This window comes from Celeribacter baekdonensis (genome assembly GCF_003047105.1).
In the GTDB taxonomy this organism is placed as follows: Bacteria; Pseudomonadota; Alphaproteobacteria; order Rhodobacterales; family Rhodobacteraceae; genus Celeribacter; species Celeribacter baekdonensis_B.
Genome location: NZ_CP028475.1, coordinates 3,381,534 through 3,398,561, shown reverse-complemented (window position 1 = coordinate 3,398,561; position 17,028 = coordinate 3,381,534). Strand labels below are relative to the sequence as shown.

Genomic DNA, 17,028 nt, shown 5'->3' with positions numbered 1-17,028 from the left:
TACGATATGAAATCCCCTCTTTTCGTTGCCATTCCGTTGATCGCCACCTTTGGCCTCACTGCATGTATGGACACTTACGGCGCACCGACCACAAATTCCAAAACCAACCAAGGGGCCGCCATCGGCGCCGCGATGGGCGGTATTTTGGGCGCAACATCCAAAGACGACAAACTGGTGAAAGCCGCTGTCGGCGCGGTGATCGGTGGGGCCATTGGCGGCGCTATCGGTCAGCAGCTGGACAAACAGGCCGCTGATTTGCGTCAGGACCTCGGCAATGACGACGTAAAAATCGTCAACACCGGCTCGCAGTTGATTGTGACCATGCCGCAGGACATTCTGTTTGCCACGGACAGCTCGGTTGTGATGCCGTCGCTGCAAAGCGATCTGAGCAAGCTGGCCTATAACCTTCAGGACTATCCGAACACCACGGTTCAGGTGATCGGCCACACAGACAACACGGGCTCAGCGACCTACAACCAAGCTTTGTCGACCCGCCGCGCCTCTGCTGTGGCGACGATCCTGACCGCCAATGGTGTGGCTCCGGGCCGGGTTCAGGCCTATGGCCGTGGCGAAGATGCGCCAGTGACCACCAACCTGACACCAGAAGGTCGCGCGCAAAACCGTCGCGTGGAAATCGTCATCACGCCGATGACCTGATCGCACCAAAAGGTGAAAGATGTGAGAGGCCGGGGTCAATCCCGGCCTTTTTTCTCGCCTGCATGTCTGTGTTTCTCATGGCACCTCCGCCCGTCTGGTCATATGATTTGACCAATCCAATGGGAGGGCCCCATGCCATTTCAAAAAATCAACGCCGAAAAACTGGCGCATTCGGTGATGAAGCAAATTGAACTGCTGATCCTACGCGGCATTTTGCGGCCGGGCGAACGGTTGCCATCCGAGCGCGATTTGGCGGAGCGTCTGGGCGTGTCCCGCCCCTCTGTGCGCGAAGCCCTTGCGGAGCTTTCGGACAAGGGGCTGTTGACCACAAAAGCGGGCGCGGGCGTGTTTGTTGCGGATGTCTTGGGATCGGCCTTCTCCCCCGCCTTGGTCAAACTCTTTGCCAGCCACGATGAGGCGGTGTTCGACTATATCTCCTTTCGCCGTGACATGGAGGGTTTGGCCGCCGAACGCGCCACGCGCTTTGCCTCGGACACCGATCTGAGTGTCATAAACGCCATCTTTGAAAAAATGGAAGCGGCACATCCGAAGCGCAATCCAACCGATGAAGCACGCCTTGATGCAGAGTTTCACCTCGCGATCATTGAGGCCAGCCACAATGTCATTATGCTGCATATGATGCGGTCGATGTTCGATCTTCTGCGCGAGGGCGTGTTTTACAACCGCTCGGTGATCTTCAAACAACGCACGAACCGTGCCCTGTTATTGGATCAACACCGCGCCATCAATGACGCGCTTCAGGCGCGCGACCCGGACGCCGCCCGCGCCGCAGTGACACGGCATTTGGATTATGTCGAAACGGCCCTGAGTGATCAGCAGAAATTCGAGCGCAACGAAGACATTGCCCGGCTCCGCTTTGAGCATGAACAATCGCGTGGGTGAGCCGCTTTCATTGCAGCCAAATACTCAAAACAAAACCCCCGCCAAAGCGGGGGTTTTTTGATCGGGGTCTGACGGGTCAGGTCAGGAAAAGATCAGTGCAGTTTTTCGCCGACATCATTGATCGACGCTTCGATCAACGCGTTGGCATCCGCAGCCGTCATCTGTTTGGTGATGATGTCAGAGGCCGCGCCAATCGCCACGGTGATGGCCGAATTGCGGACGTCACGGATGGCCGAAGCTTCGGCGGCTGCAATCTGTTCTTCGGCGGCGGCAAGACGACGTTGGATCGAGGCTTTGATGTCCTCTTTCGCTTTGTCAGCGGCCAATTCCGCGTCTTTTTTAGCCTGAGCGACGATGGCGTCAGCTTGGTCTTGTACTTCGCGCTGTTTGCGCTCGTAGGAGGCCAAAATCGACTGCGCTTCGTCACGCAGGGCGCGGGCTTCATCCAGATCGGATTTGATGCCAGCCGCACGGTCGTCAAGCATTTTGCCCAACAGTGCCGGAACCTTTTTCCAAACCAAGATGGCGACAAACACCAGAAAGCCCAAAAGAACGATCAAGTTGGTGTTGGTCAGCGTCCAAAAATGACCCGAAAACGGGTTTTGGGATGCAGCCAAGGCAGGGGTCGCGGTGACCGATGCGATGAGAAGAGAAAGCTTTTTCATATCCTTACCCTTTCATACGCGCGGTGACAGCGGCGGTGATGCTGCGCGCGTCTGCGGTTGACCCGAGAGCGGCGACGATTTCTTTGGCGGTGTCTTTGGCCACAGCTTTGACACTGTCCATCGCACCATCGCGGATTTCGGTGATGGCTTTCTCAGATTCGGCCGCTTTGGCCGCGATCTGTGCATCGGCTTTGGCCAGCGCTGTGTCGAGTTCGGCCTGAATGGCGGCGCGGGTCTCGTTGGAGATGCGTTGCGCTTCAGACTTCGCCTCAGCGAGAGCCGCGTTATAGGCTGCTTCTGCCTCTTTGGCCTTGAGCTTAAGCTCTTCGGCGGCAGAAATATCATTCATGATCGTGCCGGACCGTTCCGCAAGCACCGTAGAGATGCGCGGCAGGGCGATTTTCGAGAGCACGAAATAGATCACGACGAGCGTGACCAGAAGCCAGAAAATTTGGTTGGGGAATGTCGTGAAGTCGAGCTGCGGCATGCCTGCCTCAGCGGTCGCCAACTCTGCCCCGTGCGTCTCTGTTGCCATCTTATCCTCCTGGCTCTGACCTAAATCTCCGAACCTGTGCCGGAGAGACCCCTAGTTTACGCGAGGGTGGATCGGAAAACCGACCCACCCTGCCGTAAGGATAGAGTGTTCGATCAGACGGCGAACATAAGCAGAAGAGCGACGAGGAACGAGAAGATCCCCAGAGCTTCTGCAAAGGCCATGCCGATGAAGAGGGTCGCAGTTTGCGATGCAGCTGCGGACGGGTTACGAAGAGCGCCGGACAGGTAGTTGCCAGCCACGTTACCCACACCGATGGCTGCGCCACCCATGCCGATTGCTGTGAGGCCTACACCGATGTATTTGCCGAGTTCTGCGATATTGCCTTCCATGGGGGTATCTCCTTACGTTGGAATTGGCTGAAAAAGTGAGTTCTAAACCTGACCGGACTTAGTGAACCGGGTGAAGTGCGTCTTTGAGATACACACAGGTCAGAATGGTGAACACGTAGGCCTGAATAAAGGCCACGAGAATTTCGAGACCGTACATCGCGGTGATCGCAAGGATCGAAACCGGCGAGATAGCGGCAATGGCGGCGAAGCCCGCGAACACTTTGATCACGGCGTGGCCGGCCATCATGTTACCAGCCAAACGAATGGAGTGGCTGACGGGACGCACGAAGTAGGAGATCAGCTCGATCACTGCAAGAAGCGGGCGCACGGCGAGCGGCGCAGAGGAGATCCAGAACAAAGCGAGGAATTTGGAGCCGTTCTTCACGAAACCCAAGATGGTGACGAAAGAGAACACCAGAAGCGCCAGAACACCGGTCACAGCGATATGTGACGTGGTGGTGAAGGAGAGCGGCAAAAGACCAAGGATATTGGCGAAGACGATGAATGAGAACAGCGTCATGATATATGGGAAGTAGCGGATGGCGTCTTTGCCAGCCACGTCTTCGACCATCTTATAGACGAAACCGTACATCAGCTCGGCAATAGACTGACCTTTGGAGGGCACCATAGCGCGGCCACGCGAGCCAACAACCAAAAGGAGCACCACGGCCAAAACCGTAATCGCCATCCAGAGCGTCACGTTGGTGATGGTGTACCAATGGATAGAAGAGATGCCAGCGTCAAAAAGGTTCAAGGACACCTCTTTACCGGCTTCAAGGTAGGAAATCTGATCTGCGCTCAAAGCAACTTCATGCGCTTCGTTCGCATAGTTGACAATGCCAGTTGCGGCACCCGCGTCAAAGGATTCCACGGGAGCGTAGTGAGGAAACAGCGGAGTTACCCCGAACTGGTCCATCGGGTGGAAAGCCAAGCTGCTCTCGGAACCATGCGCTTCAGTTGCCACGTTCAATCCCTCTCATCACGTGCGGCGTTAGCCGCGTTATCATTCTTGGCGGCATCTGCCACCTGCCCAGCTTCGATTTCCTTGGCGGTTCGCATCATCGTTTTGACGCCCGCAGCAAGACCGAAGCCTATGAACAGTACGAGGAACAAGGGCGTTGTGCCCAAGAGCTTATCCAAGCCCCACCCCATACCAAAGCCGATCAAAAGACCGGCCACCAATTCCACCACCATCCGCCAGGCCATATTGGCCTGAGAAAAGTGTTCTTCACCGCGGGAGGCTTTGGGCGTCAGCGCCCCTTTTGCCTTTTCGATCCGATCTTCCAAAGCGCGCAGGCGCTCAGGATCATGCGGGTCGGTCATGGCAAAAAGCCCCTTTGGTTGCTTGGCGGCAAGCTATGCGGGGGGCAGTCAGAGTCAACACGGGAATACCCCATTTTGAAATGGGTTAATCTACTGTTTTTATTCATAATTCAATCAAAACCAAAGACCCGGCGCCGCATGTCTTTGCCCCTGTTAGCGCTCGCCGCTCGCGTTTTCGTTATTCAACCAAATGGTTGACCAAAGCGCCGCTTGGCCCTAACGGATTTGACATGTCGCATGATCTTGATCTCATTTTCGCCGCCCTGTCTGACCCGACCCGTCGGGCGATCCTTGAGATGTTGCTTGAGGACGATATGGCGGTGACCGATGTGGCCGAACCGTTTGAGATGTCTTTGGCGGCGATTTCCAAACATCTTGGCATCCTCACCCGTGCCGGATTGATCGTCCAGGAAAAGCGCGGACGGGTGAAATGGTGCAAACTCGACCCGGCCGCCATCCGAGCCTCATCGGTGTGGATGCAGGGGTTTGGGCAGTTTGTGGAACTGGATCTTGATGGGTTGGAACGGTTTTTGGCGCAGGAACTGGCACAAGACTAGGCCCCCTATGCCCATTCTTGGCTCCAGTCATAAAGCTGTCCCACAATCTCCGCCAACGCGCGACCTTTGTCGGTCAGAGAATAGCCGACCCGCCGACGTGCATCTTGCTTGGCGACCCGCAACACCAATCCATTGTCTTCAAACGCCCGCAACTGTGCCTTTAAAACCTTCCGACTGATGCCATCGAGGGCGCGGGTCAGTTCGAGGAAATGCAGCTCTCCCCCAGCAAACAATGTAGCACAGTTGGGCCGTGCTTGCCGCCCAATAGCCGCAACGTCTCCCCCACAGGGCAAGCGCCCGTCTCTGGGACAGTCCACGGACGGTTTTGGGGCGGCCTCATATGCTGCATCTGGTCCTCCGGTTACAAAAAAGTGCCCAATTGCGGCCCTCTGGCGGCGATGTCATCACCGATCACACCCTGATCCTATCCGAGACACGCGCCATGACCCAAACATTTGTCGACACCATCCCCATGCTGCCCTTTGGCATGCTCAATGCCTTTCTGATCAGCCGGGGGACCGCGCCATTTTGGTGGACACGGGTCTGCCCAATTCGGAGCGAAAAATCGAAAAGGCTTTGACTGCAAGGGGCATGGATTGGTCAAATCTCACCCTCATCCTTCTCACCCATGCGCATATTGATCATGCCGGTTCCGCCGCCCGTGTACAGATGCGCAGCGCCGTGCCGCTGCTCGCGCATCACGAAGAGCTGCCCTATTGTCAGGGCCAACCGCCGCTGCTCAAACCCACCGGCCCGTTTGGCCGGGTGTTTTACAGAACAGGAGCGATCCAACGGCCGTTTGAGGCCGTGACGCCCGATGTGATCATGACCACGGACGGGTTTGATCTTTCAGGCTTTGGGTTTGCGGCGCAAGTGCTCCACACGCCCGGCCATACGCCGGGGTCCGTGTCAGTCGTTTTGCAGGACGGCCGCGTCATCGCCGGGGATCTGGCGGCATCCGGGATTTTGCTGGGCGGCATCGCCTGCCGCGCTCGCCCGAAATCGCCGCCATTCGAAGAGGAGCCCCTGCGCGTCGTCGCATCCTTGCAACGTCTTTTGTCTCTTGGCGGGCGTGAGTTTTTTCTGGGGCACGGCGGCCCGCTTTCGGCCAAAGCCGTTCAGCGCCACAGTGAGGCGCTACGTCAGAGGTTTACGCCTCGTGTTTGAGCAACAAATAGAGCGCCAAAATCGTCAAGCCGATGCCCCCGAACACCAACATCGGCGGCACACCATGGCCCAACAGAATCTCCCAAATGATCACCCATGAGGGCACGAGATAGGTGTAGGCCATGACTTTCGCCGCGGCCAAACGCACAGAGGCAAAGGCCAAAAGCGAGGCGGTGATGGTGGTGGCCACAACGGCGAGATAGGCCAAGGTGATCCAGACGATTGAGGGCAAGGCGGCCCAATCGGTGGCCAAAATATCGCGCCAGCCGAACGCCAAGATCACGATGGAGGCGGCGGAAAGAATAAAGAAGGTAAAGACAAAGGTGCGCTCCCCCCGATGCAAACGTGGCACCAAGGGCGTGTAGATCGCATGAGCGACAACACCGATGAAATACAGCGCCTCCCCTTTGCCGATTTGAAACGCCAAAAGCGCATTGATATCCGCCCGAAAAATCACCCAAAGCGCGCCCGCCGCACCAGTGGCCAATGCCACGGCAATACGGCGCGTGGTGATTTGGCGCATGATCAAATAGCCAAAGAACGCGGCCAAAACCGGAGTTAGGGTAAAAACGGCGGAGGCGGAGACCGGTGTGGCCGTTTGCAACCCGACAAACATCATCACGAAATACAGCGCGAAAATCCCGCCGAGGATGGCGTAGCGCCATGGCTGTTTGAAAGACGCGCGCGGAATGCCTCCGGTCACGAGCGCCAAAACACCCACGATCAGTGCGGCCAGAACGAAACGCACCCCATTGATCGCAAGCGGGGTGATTTCATTGGCGGACATAGAGCCAAGCGAAAAGGACCCGGCAACCAGAAACGAAAAGGTGAGCATCGCAAGATGCCCGTTGCGCCGATCATGGGCAGAGGCTTTGTGTGGCACGCGTGTCTCCGTATAAGGCCGGTCGCAACTCGACCGGACCCACGCCCCTTATCGAAATGACGCGCGCGCGTCCATTGCCCGCGCGCGCACAGGGGACGTGACCTATGCCGTCATCCTTGCAGTCCGCTTGCGGAGGCAACCTCCGTCTCCTTCGCATAGGCTTTCAGAAACGTCAGAAAGGCCTGCACTTTGGCGGTACGGTGCAAATCAACATGGGTCACCAGCCAGCCTTGGCTCTCCAATTCCGGCGTAGGCGGCATCAACTGCACCAATCCAGGCGTGCGCCCAGCCCGCCATGTCGGCATAAACCCGGCACCCGCCCCCGCGATGACGGCCTCGGCCAAGGCTTCGCCATCCGAGGTGCGAAACACCACCCGATCATCCGAGACATGCGCATTCATCCACACCATGAACGGTGCCCGCGAGGCTTTGTTGTCAAGCGCAACAAAGCGCAACTTGGTCGTTAGATCGGCGTCATCGGGTCGGCCATAGCGCTCAAGATATGTCTCATGGGCATAGAGGCCGAAGGCTTGGCTGTAAAATTTCTGCACCACATTGTCGGGTTCTTGCGGCGGCAAGCCCGCGCGGATGGCGACATGTGCCTCGCCATATTCCAGCCGCAGCACCCGTTCATCCATCACATAGCGCACATAGAGATCTTGGTGTTGATACTGAAATTCGGCAATGGCCGGTGCCATAAGTTGTGCCACACCGGGCAAGGAGGTGATCACCAATTCCCCCTCGACCTTTTCGCCCCGACCCTTGATGCGCGAGACGAGTTGTGAAAACTGATCGTCAGTGGTCTGAGCGATTTTCAACAGATCAAGCCCGGCCTCGGTCGAGGTGTAGCCGCGCGCGTGGCGTTGAAACAGCTTGACCCCAAGCCGCGATTCCAAAGAATCGATATGGCGGATGACGGTGGCATGATGCACGCCAAGCGCCTGAGCTGCGCCTGAGACGGTGCCCATTTTGGCGACTTGAAAGGCCGTGCGAAATTCATCCCAGTTTTCAACAGACATCAACAACCTCATGTGCAGCAAGGAACGTTTCCTGCCACACTCACGCTGTCCGTTCAAAATTGCAAGGGCATTCCTTTATTTACGCAAATGCGCCCAACGCTGCGCCTGAGCGGGCAAATCAGCCTGCCATTCCTGCGCCAGAGCCCGCCGCTCGACCGACAAAAGCGCTTCAAGCGTCGAAATGCGCTCGACACGCTCATCGTCTTTCGCGCGCATGTGGTCCTGAAACCGATGCGAATGAAGGATGGTTGGGCGGGCATCAAGCGGCTCCCACGCATCCAAAACCGTCACCCGGCGCAGGTTGAATTCGGGCGGCAACACATAAAACCGCAGATCGCTTTCCCACAACAGATCCTTGAGAATGATCTGATCGCGCTCAATCGCATCATCGGCGAAAAACCGTTCGGCCCATTCGGCCAGAAAGGCCCACATCGGTTCGGAGCGCCGATAGAGGAACACGCCCGAATTGTGCTGAGGAAAGGCATAGGGCGTGTGGTGATCGCGCCCCTCTTGGATCAAAGCCCAATCGCGGCGCACATCATGGGCAAGTGCGCATTCAAACCGGTCCAGCACCGCAAAGAGATCGCCCAAGGGGGCGAGAAAAAGCGTATCACAATCGACATAAAGCGTGCGTTGAAACCGGGTGGCGGACATGGCGCGAAGTTTCTCGCGCGGGTGCATGTCAGGACAGGCGGTGACACGATCAAACAGGTCCCGCGGTAGATTTTCTGGCAGATCGGTGACCAGATCAATGGCCACATCGGGGTCCTGAGCGCGCAAGGAGCGCGCGGATTGGATCGCCAAATCGACATAATCGGCCCCACCCGCCACATAAAGCACGCCGGTGTCACAGGCGTCTTGCGCGCGGACTGTCATCTGTGCGTCCTTCATCTGGTCTCTCCCCCTGAGCCTGAGTTAGATAGTAGAGTGATCTTGCCAATCGACCAGCGCGTTTTGCGTGGGTCGGGCGCCTCATTGTCTTGACTCTGTGTACGCAGGCGCGTATTGGCCGGATCAAATTCCCCGGAAGTTGTGTCTTCCGGTCCTCAGGCCGAGTGCCAGGATCGCCCCCCGTCAGCGTTATACGCCCACGGGGGCGGAACCGCATTTGGGCTTTGCAATTCGCCGCTCTGTTCCCAAATAGAGCATATCGTCAACGGCTCTTGCCAGACACCAATGGCTCTTGCCAGACACCAACGGCCCCTGCCCCTGTGAAGCGCCACAGCTCTTCACGTTCGGCACATCAAAGGAGAACGGCCCATGTTTGAAAATCTGTCCGAACGCCTCTCTGGCGTCTTCGACAAGCTCACCAAACAGGGTGCTTTGTCCGAAGACGATGTGAAAACCGCCCTGCGCGAAGTGCGCGTCGCGTTGCTTGAGGCTGACGTCTCGCTTCCCGTCGCGCGTGATTTCGTCAAAGCGGTGGAAGCCAAGGCCACTGGCCAAGCGGTCACCAAATCCGTCACGCCCGGCCAACAGGTCGTCAAAATCGTCCATGACGAATTGATCGCGGTTCTGGCAGGCGACGGTGCCGAAATCGGTCAGCTCAAAGTCGACAACCCGCCTGCCGCGATCTTGATGGTCGGTTTGCAGGGCGGTGGTAAAACCACAACAACCGCGAAACTTGCCAAGCGTTTGAAAGACAAACAAGGCAAGCGCGTGTTGATGGCCTCGCTTGACGTCTACCGTCCCGCCGCTATGGACCAGCTCAAAGTCTTGGGCGATCAGATCGGCGTCGACACGCTGCCGATCGTGCCAGGACAAAAGCCCGCCGACATCGCCAAACGCGCCAAACAACAGGCGCAGATGGGCGGCTATGACGTCTACATGCTTGACACCGCTGGCCGTTTGTCCATCGACGATGCGTTGATGGCCGAGGTCGAAGAGGTCAAAGCCATCACCGCCCCGCGTGAAACGCTTTTGGTGGTGGACGGTCTGACCGGTCAGGATGCGGTCCACACTGCCGAGAACTTTGATGGCCGCATCGGCATTTCTGGCGTCGTGTTGACCCGTATGGATGGGGACGGCCGCGGTGGTGCGGCGCTCTCCATGCGCGCGGTCACCGGCAAGCCGATCAAATTCGTCGGTCTTGGCGAAAAGATGGACGCGATTGAGGAATTCCACCCGGACCGTGTGGCCGGGCGCATCCTTGGCATGGGCGACATTGTTGCTCTGGTCGAAAAGGCACAGGAAACCATCGAGGCCGACCAAGCCCAGCGGATGATGAAGCGCTTCCAAAAGGGTCAGTTCAACATGAACGACCTAAAGATGCAGCTTGAACAGATGCAAAAAATGGGCGGCATGGAAGGGATCATGGGAATGATGCCGGGCATGGGCAAAATGGCCAAGCAAGTCCAACAAGCCGGATTTGATGACAGTATCATCAAACGTCAGATCGCCCTTGTGCAATCCATGACCAAAAAAGAACGCGCCAACCCGGCGCTCTTGCAGGCCTCGCGCAAAAAGCGGATCGCCAAGGGTGCGGGTCTTGAAGTGTCTGAGCTGAACAAACTTTTGAAAATGCACCGTCAAATGGCGGACATGATGAAAAAGATGGGTAAAATGGGCAAGGGCGGCATGCTCAAACAGGCGGTTAAAGGCATGTTTGGCAAGGGCGGCCCCGAGGGTCTTGAAGATATGGATCCGGCGAAAATGGCCGAAGCCACCAAGGCGCTTTCGGGCGCAATGCCAAAGGGCATGTCTGGTCTTCCGGGTGGCCTACCGGGGCTTGGCGGCGGCATGGGCCTGCCCTCCAATCTCTCAGGCTTGGGCAAAAAGAAATAATCATGACGCTCGCCCCCAGCATAGACACCCAGCGCCTGCGGTTGCGCGGCCATGTTGCCCGTGATTTCGATCACTTCGCCGACATGTTCGCCTCCGAGCGCTCGACGTTTATGCACGGGCCGCTGACCCGTCGTCAGGCGTGGTTCGCGTTTTGTGGCGACATCGCGCAATGGGATCTGTTTGGTCACGGCGCATGGGGCATTGAGCGGTTGAAGGACGGCGTTTTCGTGGGCCAAGTTGCGCTGAATAAACCCCCGCATTTCCCCGAACTTGAACTCGGCTGGTTCATGATGGAAGGGTTTGAGGGCCACGGTTACGCCTTTGAAGCCGCCGAAATGGCCCGTTCCTATGCCTATGTCGAATTGGGCCACGACACGTTGGTGTCCTATATCGACGCGGGCAATCTGCGGTCCATCGCGCTGGCCGAACGGCTGGGCGCAACCTTGGACACCTCTGCCGACACACCCGATCAAGAGGACTGCCTTGTCTATCGCCACCCCTCCCCTGAGGCGTTGCAAGACGGCGGAATGGAGGCCTACGCATGAGCAATGACGTCACCCGCGCTCAGGAGCTCCTCAAAGAGCATCGCGAAAGCATCGACCGGTTAGATGCGATCCTTGTCTACACATTGGGCGAGCGGTTCAAACACACACAGGCTGTCGGGCGGCTCAAAGCCGCACACGACCTGCCGCCTTCTGATCCCGATCGGGAGGCCAAACAAATTGCCCGGCTCGAAGATTTGGCCAAACGTGCCGATCTTGACCCGGAATTCGCAAAGGAATTCCTGAAATTCATCATTCAGGAAGTCATTCACCATCACGAAAAACACCAAGATTGCTGAGCGTTTTCAAACACGTCTCAGCTCAATAGCTCAATCAGGAGATTACACCATGGCTATGAAAATTCGTCTCGCCCGCGGCGGTTCCAAAAAGCGCCCTCACTATTCCATCGTTGCATCCGACGCGCGTATGCCGCGTGATGGCCGCTTTATCGAAAAGCTGGGCACCTACAACCCGCTCTTGCCGAAAGACTCCGAAGATCGCGTCAAAATGGACCTCGATCGCGTGAAATATTGGCTCGGCCAAGGCGCACAGCCGACCGACCGTTTGGCTCGTATGCTCGAAGCTGCTGGCGTTCTTGAGAAAAAAGTCCGCGCCAACCCGAACAAAGCCAAGCCGGGCAAAAAAGCCGTTGAGCGCGCTGAAGAGAAAGCTGCAAAAGTGGCTGCTGCCGCTGAAGCTGCTGCCGCTCCGGCCGAAGCTGCTGCTGAGGAATAAGCCCTGAACCGCTGCGGCCTGTCCGCATCGGTATCGGGTTGGGGCACAGGTTTTTGACCTGAACCCAGCTGTTCTGCGCCGGGTCTGCCGTTTGGTAGGCCCGGCGTTTCCCCTTTTGGCGGATTTTCTGACACGAAAGACCTGCCCTTGCTGCTGCCTCACGCGGTATAAGGCGGGTGGATGCGACACAGGATCGGACACATGACGACATCTCACATCGGCCAGTTTTCACAAGCATTTCGAAACGATCTGCATGCGCTGTTGCGCTGGCGTCGGGACGTGCGTCGGTTTCGCACCGATCCGGTGGATGAGGCGGTGTTGGCCAAATGTTTGGATGCCTTTTCCTTGGCACCGTCTGTTGGGTTGTCGCAGCCTTGGCGGATTGTGCGGCTGAACTCAGAGACCGCGCGCCAAGTTGCACTCGAAAATTTTGAGGCTGCGAATGCCGAGGCTTTGGCCGGGTACCATGGCGAAACGGCCAAGCATTACGCGGGTCTGAAACTGACCGGAATGCGCGAAGCCCCGGTGCAAATCGCGGTGTTTTGCGACGAGGCGACGACGGAGGGCAAAGGCTTGGGCGTGGCGACCATGCCCGAAATGCTGCGCTACTCGGTGGTCTCCGCGATCATGCAATTTTGGCTCATGCTGCGCGCCGAAGGCATTGGATTGGGCTGGGTGTCGATCCTTGACCCAAAGGCGCTCTGCCGCGACCTTGAAGTGGCAGACACCTGGGCTCTGGTCGGCTATCTTTGCATCGGGCACCCCGAAGAAGACACGGAACAACCGGAATTGGAACGCCTGGGGTGGGAACAACGTCACCCTTGCCCGGACATTCTGAACCGTTAATCTAAATACCGGAAAGGCCTGTCGAGAGTTGGATATGACGGATACAAAAATCATCGTTGGCGCTATTGCAGGCGCGTTTGGCGTGTTTGGCGAAGTGCGGATCAAAAGTTTCTGCGCTGATCCCGAAGCGATTGGCGATTACTCGCCCCTGACCTCAGAGGACGGCAAAACCACCTATAATCTCACCCTCACCCGCGCGATCAAAAACGGCTTTGCCGCCGAGCTGGAAGGTGTGAGCACCAAGGAAGAGGCCGACGCGCTCAAGGGCGTGGTGCTTTATGCCGAGCGGAGTGTTTTGCCGTCCCTGCCGGATGATGAATATTACCACGCCGATTTGATCGGGTTGACGGTGCTCGACACCGGCGGTGCGGTATTGGGCACGGTGACCAACGTGCTCAACCACGGTGCGGGTGATTTGTTGGAAGTCTCAGGGCCTGCGTTGAAAGCCTCGGTGTTGATGCCGTTCACGATGGCGGTTGTGCCGACGGTGGATTTGGCTTCGGGCCGGATCATCGCGGACCCGCCGGAGGGGCTGTTTGAGTGAGTCGACGGATTCTCATCCATGCCGGGTTTCATAAAACCGGCACAACGACGCTCCAAGACACTTTGTTTCGCAATGCGGCGACCTTGCTGCCGCATGCCGAGGTTTACCTGCAAGAGGGTGTGCTTTTGACGCCTCTGCGGCGCGCGGTGCTTGGGTTTTCGGGCAATCGGTGTAAGGCCACCAAGGCCGAGATCACCGCCCGCGCCATTGATTTTTTTTCGCTGTTGGACCTTTCCGATCCACGCCCCGTTTTGATCAGCAGTGAAAGCCTTGCCGGGCATTTTCCCGGCTCGTCCGGCGTGTCCAAATACGGACCCGCGCCGATCGCGATCGCATTGATCCGCGACGCTTGGGTCACTGTGACGGGATCGGCGGCGGGGTTCGAGGTCTATTATTCCACCCGCCGCACTGGCTGGTTGGCGTCTTGCCATTGGCAGAGGCTCAAGGCCAATCGCTGTACGTTGAGCCTCACTGAATTTGAGGCGAAATATCCAGAGGCCGCCGATCTGGACCGCATCCTTGAGGACATTCGCGGGCGTTTGGGCGCAGAAGCGGTCTTTACCGCCGCGATTGAAGACATTGACCATCCGGTCGATCCGATTTTGGCGCTGCTGGGACTGAGTGATCTAAAGCCCTTGCTCACCCTGCCCCGCAATGCCAACACCTTTCCCGGCGGTGACGCCCGCGACCGTCTTTTGGCGCTCAACCGCTCTAACACATGGGGGGCAGCCTATCAAAAGGCCCGTGAGGCGATCGTCAATCCAACCACAACGGAGACGCCGGATCAGCTTTGACTTTTCCTTTCGCTTTCGGCGCGTCTATATGGCGGTATGTCTGACGAATCCAACCCCACCGCCCCAAAGCCAATGAAATCCCATGGCCGCCTCGCCGTGCGTCCCACCGTGGCGCCGCGCGAGTTGATGACCAACACGCCGGACTTGATGGGCGTCTGGAAGGCGAAAATCATCACGCTGTTTCCCGAAGCCTTTCCGGGGGTTTTAGGCGAGAGTCTGACCGGCAAGGCATTGCAAGAGGGCATGTGGCAGTTGGAACAGGTGCACCTGCGCGAGTTCGGTGAGGGCAAGCACCGCAATGTCGATGACACACCCGCGGGGGGCGGTGCCGGGATGGTGATCCGAGCCGATGTGATGGGACGGGCGATTGATTTTGCCATGAATGGCACGCCGCCCAACCGTGAAGAGTGGCCGTTGGTGTATCTGTCGCCACGCGGCAAACGGTTTGATCAGGCGACGGCGAAACGATGGTCCAAGGCACGCGGGATCACGATGATCTGTGGCCGGTTTGAGGGCGTCGATGACCGGGTGCTGTTCCACTATGGCATCGAAGAGGTCTCCCTTGGCGATTTCGTCCTCACTGGCGGCGAGATTGCCGCCCAAGCGATGATCGACGCCACGGTGCGACTTTTGCCCGGCGTTTTGGGCAATGCCGAGAGCATCGAGGAAGAGAGCCATTCCAACGGGCTTTTGGAACACCCACAATTCACCAAACCCGCCGAGTGGCGCGGCATGCCGATCCCAGAGGTGTTGATGTCCGGTCATCACGGCAAGATCGCGGAATGGCGGCAAAAGATGTCCGAAAAAATCACCCGCGAGCGCAGACCGGATATGTGGGCGGCCTATGAGGACGCCTCTGAGGACAAGGCCAAAGGCTGACCCCATCCTCACAGGCTCCACTCATTTTTGCGCAACGCTTTTGCGGGCGATGAACTCTTGTTTCATCTGGTAGCCCAGCAAGGCGGGATAACCGATGGCATTGACGAACAAGATGCCGACCTTGTTCAGAACAGCAAAGGCGAGCGCGTCCATGATCCATCCCAACGGCTGCGCTGTGACCCCGAGCCATGTCGGCAGATGGACAAAGCTGTCAAACAGCCACTGCCCCGTGACCGCGTGCAGCGCCAATCCAATCCAAAACCCGGCACAATAGGGACAACGCCATTGCTCATAGAGCGTTTGTAAAGCCAGAGGCAGAGCTTTCAGCAGGCGATTAAACCACGCCCCCCAATGCGGAAGATGCTCATAAATCAGCAGGTGGATGGACAGGCCGAGGATGAGGTTTTGATAGGTCACATGTATTTCCTTTCATTTGATAGTTTGGCTAACTTACCTTAAGGAGCATGACGTGACGGTTCGCGAGCCTCCACACCGCACCCGAAGCGGATCACCCCAAGCCCAAAGCTCCCAGCTCGTCTTTCACGAGATCTGCAATATGGTCATAAAGCGTGAGGCCGCGGGCCAGCTTCACCTGTCCTTCTGCGGTCAGGATGATGTGTTGGGCGCGCGCATCAATTTTGCATTGAAACCGCTCCAAAAGCCCGCGCTCTTCTAATTTACCGATCATAGCGCTGGCGGAGGCTTTGGTCACACCCAGTGTTTCAACAATGTCTTGAAGATGCTGGCCATGATGATCCTCATACCGCTGCAAATCCGCTTGTTCCTGAACCGCAGACAGGTATTCAAATTCACTGTGGGTCAGTTCCATAGCTTTCGCCGCCTTTTGCCATTCCCGATGGGCAATGCGGTGCAGGATGTGCAGGGTCGCCTTTGGAGCTTTCATCGTCAGTCCCGTCAGAGCATGATGGATTTGGTTCGCCTAACTAACTAACTCTCTTTTCTCATACTGACAAGACCAGATCTCTTGCAAAACATACGGCACTGGCCTACACACCGCTCGTCTGGCATCGGAATCGGTGCGCGGACCTTTGTGCTATTTGCCCGATGTCTTCTTCGGCATCCTCAGAGGCAGAGTACAAAGTGACAAGCAAAGACGACCTGAACCCTCCAGCGGGCGCATCTGCGAACCCGATAGAAGACATGGAGCTCTGGGGACGCGCAAACCTTCACGGGCCAAAACCGTGAGCATCATTGGAGTAAAGCGATGAATCTTATCGCCCAACTGGAAGCCGAGCAGATTGCTGCCCTCGGCAAGACCATCCCGGATTTTAAAGCCGGTGACACCATCCGCGTCGGTTACAAAGTGACCGAGGGTACGCGTACCCGTGTGCAGAACTACGAAGGCGTCTGCATCTCCCGCAAAAACGGCAAGGGCATCGCTGGCTCTTTCACCGTTCGCAAAATTTCCTTTGGCGAAGGCGTGGAACGTGTGTTCCCGCTGTTCTCGACCAACATCGATTCCATCGAAGTTGTCCGTCGTGGCCGTGTGCGTCGCGCCAAACTGTACTACCTCCGTGAGCGTCGTGGTAAATCCGCACGTATCGCCGAAGTCACCAATTACAAGCCGCTCTCCGGCGCAGACGCGTAAGGACCTGACCGATGAAAAAAGATACACACCCCGAATACCACTTCATCGACGTCAAAATGACCGACGGCACGATCCTTCAGATGCGCTCCACCTGGGGCAACGAAGGCGATCAGCTCGCCCTCGACATCGACCCGACCGTGCACCCGGCATGGACCGGCGGCAACTCGCGCCTCATGGATGCTGGCGGCCGCGTGTCGAAGTTCAAAAACAAATACGCTGGCCTCGGCTTCTAAGCC

Annotated in this window: 25 protein-coding genes; 14 read left to right on the top strand and 11 right to left on the bottom strand. The window is 57.5% G+C overall.

The features are described from left to right. Nucleotides 1–6 precede the first annotated feature (6 nt). Nucleotides 7–657, top strand: a complete 651-nt coding sequence (locus DA792_RS20375) for an OmpA family protein (protein WP_107722407.1) — start codon at nt 7–9, stop codon at nt 655–657. 132 nt (nt 658–789) lie between these two features. Further along, on the top strand, nt 790–1,560 hold the full coding sequence (locus DA792_RS20370; RefSeq protein ID WP_107722406.1) for a FadR/GntR family transcriptional regulator: 771 nt from the start codon (nt 790–792) through the stop codon (nt 1,558–1,560). 92 nt (nt 1,561–1,652) lie between these two features. Here DA792_RS20370 and DA792_RS20365 read toward each other — a convergent pair whose 3' ends face one another. The 5 genes from DA792_RS20365 to DA792_RS20345 all read right to left on the bottom strand — a co-directional run bounded on the left by DA792_RS20365 (nt 1,653) and on the right by DA792_RS20345 (nt 4,433). Continuing rightward, nucleotides 1,653–2,225 (bottom strand): F0F1 ATP synthase subunit B, encoded by a 573-nt coding sequence (locus tag DA792_RS20365; RefSeq protein ID WP_107722405.1) that lies wholly within the window; start codon nt 2,223–2,225, stop codon nt 1,653–1,655. Nucleotides 2,226–2,229: 4 nt separating this feature from the next. Continuing rightward, nucleotides 2,230–2,760, bottom strand: coding sequence for a F0F1 ATP synthase subunit B' (locus DA792_RS20360; RefSeq protein WP_107722404.1), 531 nt, complete (start codon nt 2,758–2,760; stop codon nt 2,230–2,232). Between the two features lie 113 nt (nt 2,761–2,873). Then, nucleotides 2,874–3,110 carry a F0F1 ATP synthase subunit C gene (locus DA792_RS20355; RefSeq protein WP_009572193.1) on the bottom strand — a complete coding sequence of 79 codons (237 nt, stop codon included), beginning with the start codon at nt 3,108–3,110 and terminating at the stop codon, nt 2,874–2,876. 58 nt (nt 3,111–3,168) lie between these two features. Next, on the bottom strand, nt 3,169–4,074 hold the full coding sequence (locus DA792_RS20350) for a F0F1 ATP synthase subunit A (RefSeq protein ID WP_368074489.1): 906 nt from the start codon (nt 4,072–4,074) through the stop codon (nt 3,169–3,171). Between the two features lie 2 nt (nt 4,075–4,076). Further along, nucleotides 4,077–4,433, bottom strand: a complete 357-nt coding sequence (locus DA792_RS20345) for an AtpZ/AtpI family protein (protein ID WP_107722403.1) — start codon at nt 4,431–4,433, stop codon at nt 4,077–4,079. A gap of 230 nt (nt 4,434–4,663) precedes the next feature. On the opposite strand from DA792_RS20345, the gene DA792_RS20340 reads away from it, so the two are divergent. Continuing rightward, nucleotides 4,664–4,990, top strand: coding sequence for an ArsR/SmtB family transcription factor (locus DA792_RS20340; protein ID WP_107722402.1), 327 nt, complete (start codon nt 4,664–4,666; stop codon nt 4,988–4,990). Between the two features lie 5 nt (nt 4,991–4,995). On the opposite strand, the gene DA792_RS22355 is transcribed toward DA792_RS20340, so the two are convergent. Next, entirely contained in the window at nt 4,996–5,223 is a 228-nt protein-coding gene (locus DA792_RS22355) for a winged helix-turn-helix transcriptional regulator (RefSeq protein WP_159075342.1), read from the bottom strand. On the opposite strand from DA792_RS22355, the gene DA792_RS22915 reads away from it, so the two are divergent. Further along, nucleotides 5,168–6,157 carry an MBL fold metallo-hydrolase gene (locus tag DA792_RS22915; protein WP_254679331.1) on the top strand — a complete coding sequence of 330 codons (990 nt, stop codon included), beginning with the start codon at nt 5,168–5,170 and terminating at the stop codon, nt 6,155–6,157. The genes DA792_RS22355 and DA792_RS22915 overlap by 56 nt on opposite strands. Here the strand turns inward: DA792_RS22915 and DA792_RS20325 are convergent. From DA792_RS20325 to DA792_RS20315, 3 genes are all read right to left on the bottom strand, one after another. After that, nucleotides 6,141–7,040, bottom strand: coding sequence for a DMT family transporter (locus tag DA792_RS20325; protein WP_254679330.1), 900 nt, complete (start codon nt 7,038–7,040; stop codon nt 6,141–6,143). The two genes, DA792_RS22915 and DA792_RS20325, sit on opposite strands and share 17 nt — an antisense overlap. Before the next feature lie 110 nt (nt 7,041–7,150). Beyond that, nucleotides 7,151–8,059, bottom strand: a complete 909-nt coding sequence (locus DA792_RS20320) for a LysR family transcriptional regulator (RefSeq protein ID WP_107722400.1) — start codon at nt 8,057–8,059, stop codon at nt 7,151–7,153. 75 nt (nt 8,060–8,134) lie between these two features. Continuing rightward, entirely contained in the window at nt 8,135–8,935 is an 801-nt protein-coding gene (locus DA792_RS20315) for a hypothetical protein (RefSeq protein WP_107722399.1), read from the bottom strand. Between the two features lie 384 nt (nt 8,936–9,319). Here DA792_RS20315 and ffh point away from each other — a divergent pair, with 384 nt between their 5' ends. The 8 genes from ffh (at nt 9,320) to trmD (ending at nt 15,183) form a co-directional block, all read left to right on the top strand. Beyond that, nucleotides 9,320–10,843, top strand: coding sequence for a signal recognition particle protein (gene ffh / locus DA792_RS20310; protein ID WP_107722398.1), 1,524 nt, complete (start codon nt 9,320–9,322; stop codon nt 10,841–10,843). 2 nt (nt 10,844–10,845) lie between these two features. Beyond that, nucleotides 10,846–11,388: a GNAT family N-acetyltransferase gene (locus tag DA792_RS20305; RefSeq protein ID WP_107722397.1), complete on the top strand. Its 543-nt coding sequence runs from the start codon at nt 10,846–10,848 to the stop codon at nt 11,386–11,388. Further along, nucleotides 11,385–11,684: a chorismate mutase gene (locus DA792_RS20300; RefSeq protein ID WP_107722396.1), complete on the top strand. Its 300-nt coding sequence runs from the start codon at nt 11,385–11,387 to the stop codon at nt 11,682–11,684. The genes DA792_RS20305 and DA792_RS20300 overlap by 4 nt, the downstream gene beginning before the upstream one ends. A 49-nt stretch (nt 11,685–11,733) precedes the next feature. After that, a complete protein-coding gene (rpsP, locus tag DA792_RS20295; RefSeq protein ID WP_009572180.1) occupies nt 11,734–12,120 on the top strand; it encodes a 30S ribosomal protein S16 in 387 nt (128 codons plus the stop codon). A 201-nt stretch (nt 12,121–12,321) separates the two neighbouring features. Then, the gene (bluB, locus tag DA792_RS20290) at nt 12,322–12,966 is read left to right on the top strand and encodes a 5,6-dimethylbenzimidazole synthase (protein ID WP_107722395.1); all 645 of its coding nucleotides are present in this window, start codon (nt 12,322–12,324) and stop codon (nt 12,964–12,966) included. A gap of 34 nt (nt 12,967–13,000) precedes the next feature. Further along, nucleotides 13,001–13,510 carry a ribosome maturation factor RimM gene (gene rimM / locus DA792_RS20285; RefSeq protein ID WP_107722394.1) on the top strand — a complete coding sequence of 170 codons (510 nt, stop codon included), beginning with the start codon at nt 13,001–13,003 and terminating at the stop codon, nt 13,508–13,510. Next, the gene (locus DA792_RS20280; protein WP_107722393.1) at nt 13,507–14,304 is read left to right on the top strand and encodes a hypothetical protein; all 798 of its coding nucleotides are present in this window, start codon (nt 13,507–13,509) and stop codon (nt 14,302–14,304) included. The genes rimM and DA792_RS20280 overlap by 4 nt, the downstream gene beginning before the upstream one ends. A 36-nt stretch (nt 14,305–14,340) precedes the next feature. Continuing rightward, on the top strand, nt 14,341–15,183 hold the full coding sequence (gene trmD / locus DA792_RS20275; protein WP_107722392.1) for a tRNA (guanosine(37)-N1)-methyltransferase TrmD: 843 nt from the start codon (nt 14,341–14,343) through the stop codon (nt 15,181–15,183). Nucleotides 15,184–15,204: 21 nt separating this feature from the next. On the opposite strand, the gene DA792_RS20270 is transcribed toward trmD, so the two are convergent. After that, the gene (locus DA792_RS20270) at nt 15,205–15,600 is read right to left on the bottom strand and encodes a hypothetical protein (protein WP_107722391.1); all 396 of its coding nucleotides are present in this window, start codon (nt 15,598–15,600) and stop codon (nt 15,205–15,207) included. Between the two features lie 91 nt (nt 15,601–15,691). Continuing rightward, on the bottom strand, nt 15,692–16,087 hold the full coding sequence (locus DA792_RS20265) for a MarR family winged helix-turn-helix transcriptional regulator (RefSeq protein ID WP_107722390.1): 396 nt from the start codon (nt 16,085–16,087) through the stop codon (nt 15,692–15,694). Nucleotides 16,088–16,408: 321 nt separating this feature from the next. Here DA792_RS20265 and rplS point away from each other — a divergent pair, with 321 nt between their 5' ends. Both rplS and rpmE read left to right on the top strand, forming a co-directional pair. Further along, complete coding sequence (gene rplS, locus DA792_RS20260; protein ID WP_107722389.1) at nt 16,409–16,792, top strand: 50S ribosomal protein L19; 384 nt, start codon at nt 16,409–16,411, stop codon at nt 16,790–16,792. A gap of 11 nt (nt 16,793–16,803) precedes the next feature. Continuing rightward, entirely contained in the window at nt 16,804–17,025 is a 222-nt protein-coding gene (gene rpmE, locus DA792_RS20255; protein WP_107722388.1) for a 50S ribosomal protein L31, read from the top strand. Nucleotides 17,026–17,028 lie beyond the last annotated feature (3 nt).

Excerpts from the sequence above, each read along its gene's own strand:
- DA792_RS20365 (WP_107722405.1), bottom strand. The coding sequence starts at position 2,225 with ATGAAAAAGCTTTCTCTTCTCATCGCATCGGTCACCGCGACCCCTGCC.
- DA792_RS20345 (WP_107722403.1), bottom strand. The coding sequence starts at position 4,433 with ATGACCGACCCGCATGATCCTGAGCGCCTGCGCGCTTTGGAAGATCGG.
- trmD (WP_107722392.1), top strand. The coding sequence starts at position 14,341 with ATGTCTGACGAATCCAACCCCACCGCCCCAAAGCCAATGAAATCCCAT.
- ffh (WP_107722398.1), top strand. The coding sequence starts at position 9,320 with ATGTTTGAAAATCTGTCCGAACGCCTCTCTGGCGTCTTCGACAAGCTC.
- DA792_RS20360 (WP_107722404.1), bottom strand. The coding sequence starts at position 2,760 with ATGGCAACAGAGACGCACGGGGCAGAGTTGGCGACCGCTGAGGCAGGC.
- DA792_RS20300 (WP_107722396.1), top strand. The coding sequence starts at position 11,385 with ATGAGCAATGACGTCACCCGCGCTCAGGAGCTCCTCAAAGAGCATCGC.
- DA792_RS20340 (WP_107722402.1), top strand. The coding sequence starts at position 4,664 with ATGTCGCATGATCTTGATCTCATTTTCGCCGCCCTGTCTGACCCGACC.
- DA792_RS20320 (WP_107722400.1), bottom strand. The coding sequence starts at position 8,059 with ATGTCTGTTGAAAACTGGGATGAATTTCGCACGGCCTTTCAAGTCGCC.
- DA792_RS20355 (WP_009572193.1), bottom strand. The coding sequence starts at position 3,110 with ATGGAAGGCAATATCGCAGAACTCGGCAAATACATCGGTGTAGGCCTC.
- rimM (WP_107722394.1), top strand. The coding sequence starts at position 13,001 with ATGACGGATACAAAAATCATCGTTGGCGCTATTGCAGGCGCGTTTGGC.
- bluB (WP_107722395.1), top strand. The coding sequence starts at position 12,322 with ATGACGACATCTCACATCGGCCAGTTTTCACAAGCATTTCGAAACGAT.
- rplS (WP_107722389.1), top strand. The coding sequence starts at position 16,409 with ATGAATCTTATCGCCCAACTGGAAGCCGAGCAGATTGCTGCCCTCGGC.
- DA792_RS20370 (WP_107722406.1), top strand. The coding sequence starts at position 790 with ATGCCATTTCAAAAAATCAACGCCGAAAAACTGGCGCATTCGGTGATG.
- DA792_RS20305 (WP_107722397.1), top strand. The coding sequence starts at position 10,846 with ATGACGCTCGCCCCCAGCATAGACACCCAGCGCCTGCGGTTGCGCGGC.
- DA792_RS20265 (WP_107722390.1), bottom strand. The coding sequence starts at position 16,087 with ATGAAAGCTCCAAAGGCGACCCTGCACATCCTGCACCGCATTGCCCAT.
- DA792_RS20375 (WP_107722407.1), top strand. The coding sequence starts at position 7 with ATGAAATCCCCTCTTTTCGTTGCCATTCCGTTGATCGCCACCTTTGGC.
- rpmE (WP_107722388.1), top strand. The coding sequence starts at position 16,804 with ATGAAAAAAGATACACACCCCGAATACCACTTCATCGACGTCAAAATG.
- DA792_RS20315 (WP_107722399.1), bottom strand. The coding sequence starts at position 8,935 with ATGACAGTCCGCGCGCAAGACGCCTGTGACACCGGCGTGCTTTATGTG.
- DA792_RS22915 (WP_254679331.1), top strand. The coding sequence starts at position 5,168 with ATGCCATCGAGGGCGCGGGTCAGTTCGAGGAAATGCAGCTCTCCCCCA.
- rpsP (WP_009572180.1), top strand. The coding sequence starts at position 11,734 with ATGGCTATGAAAATTCGTCTCGCCCGCGGCGGTTCCAAAAAGCGCCCT.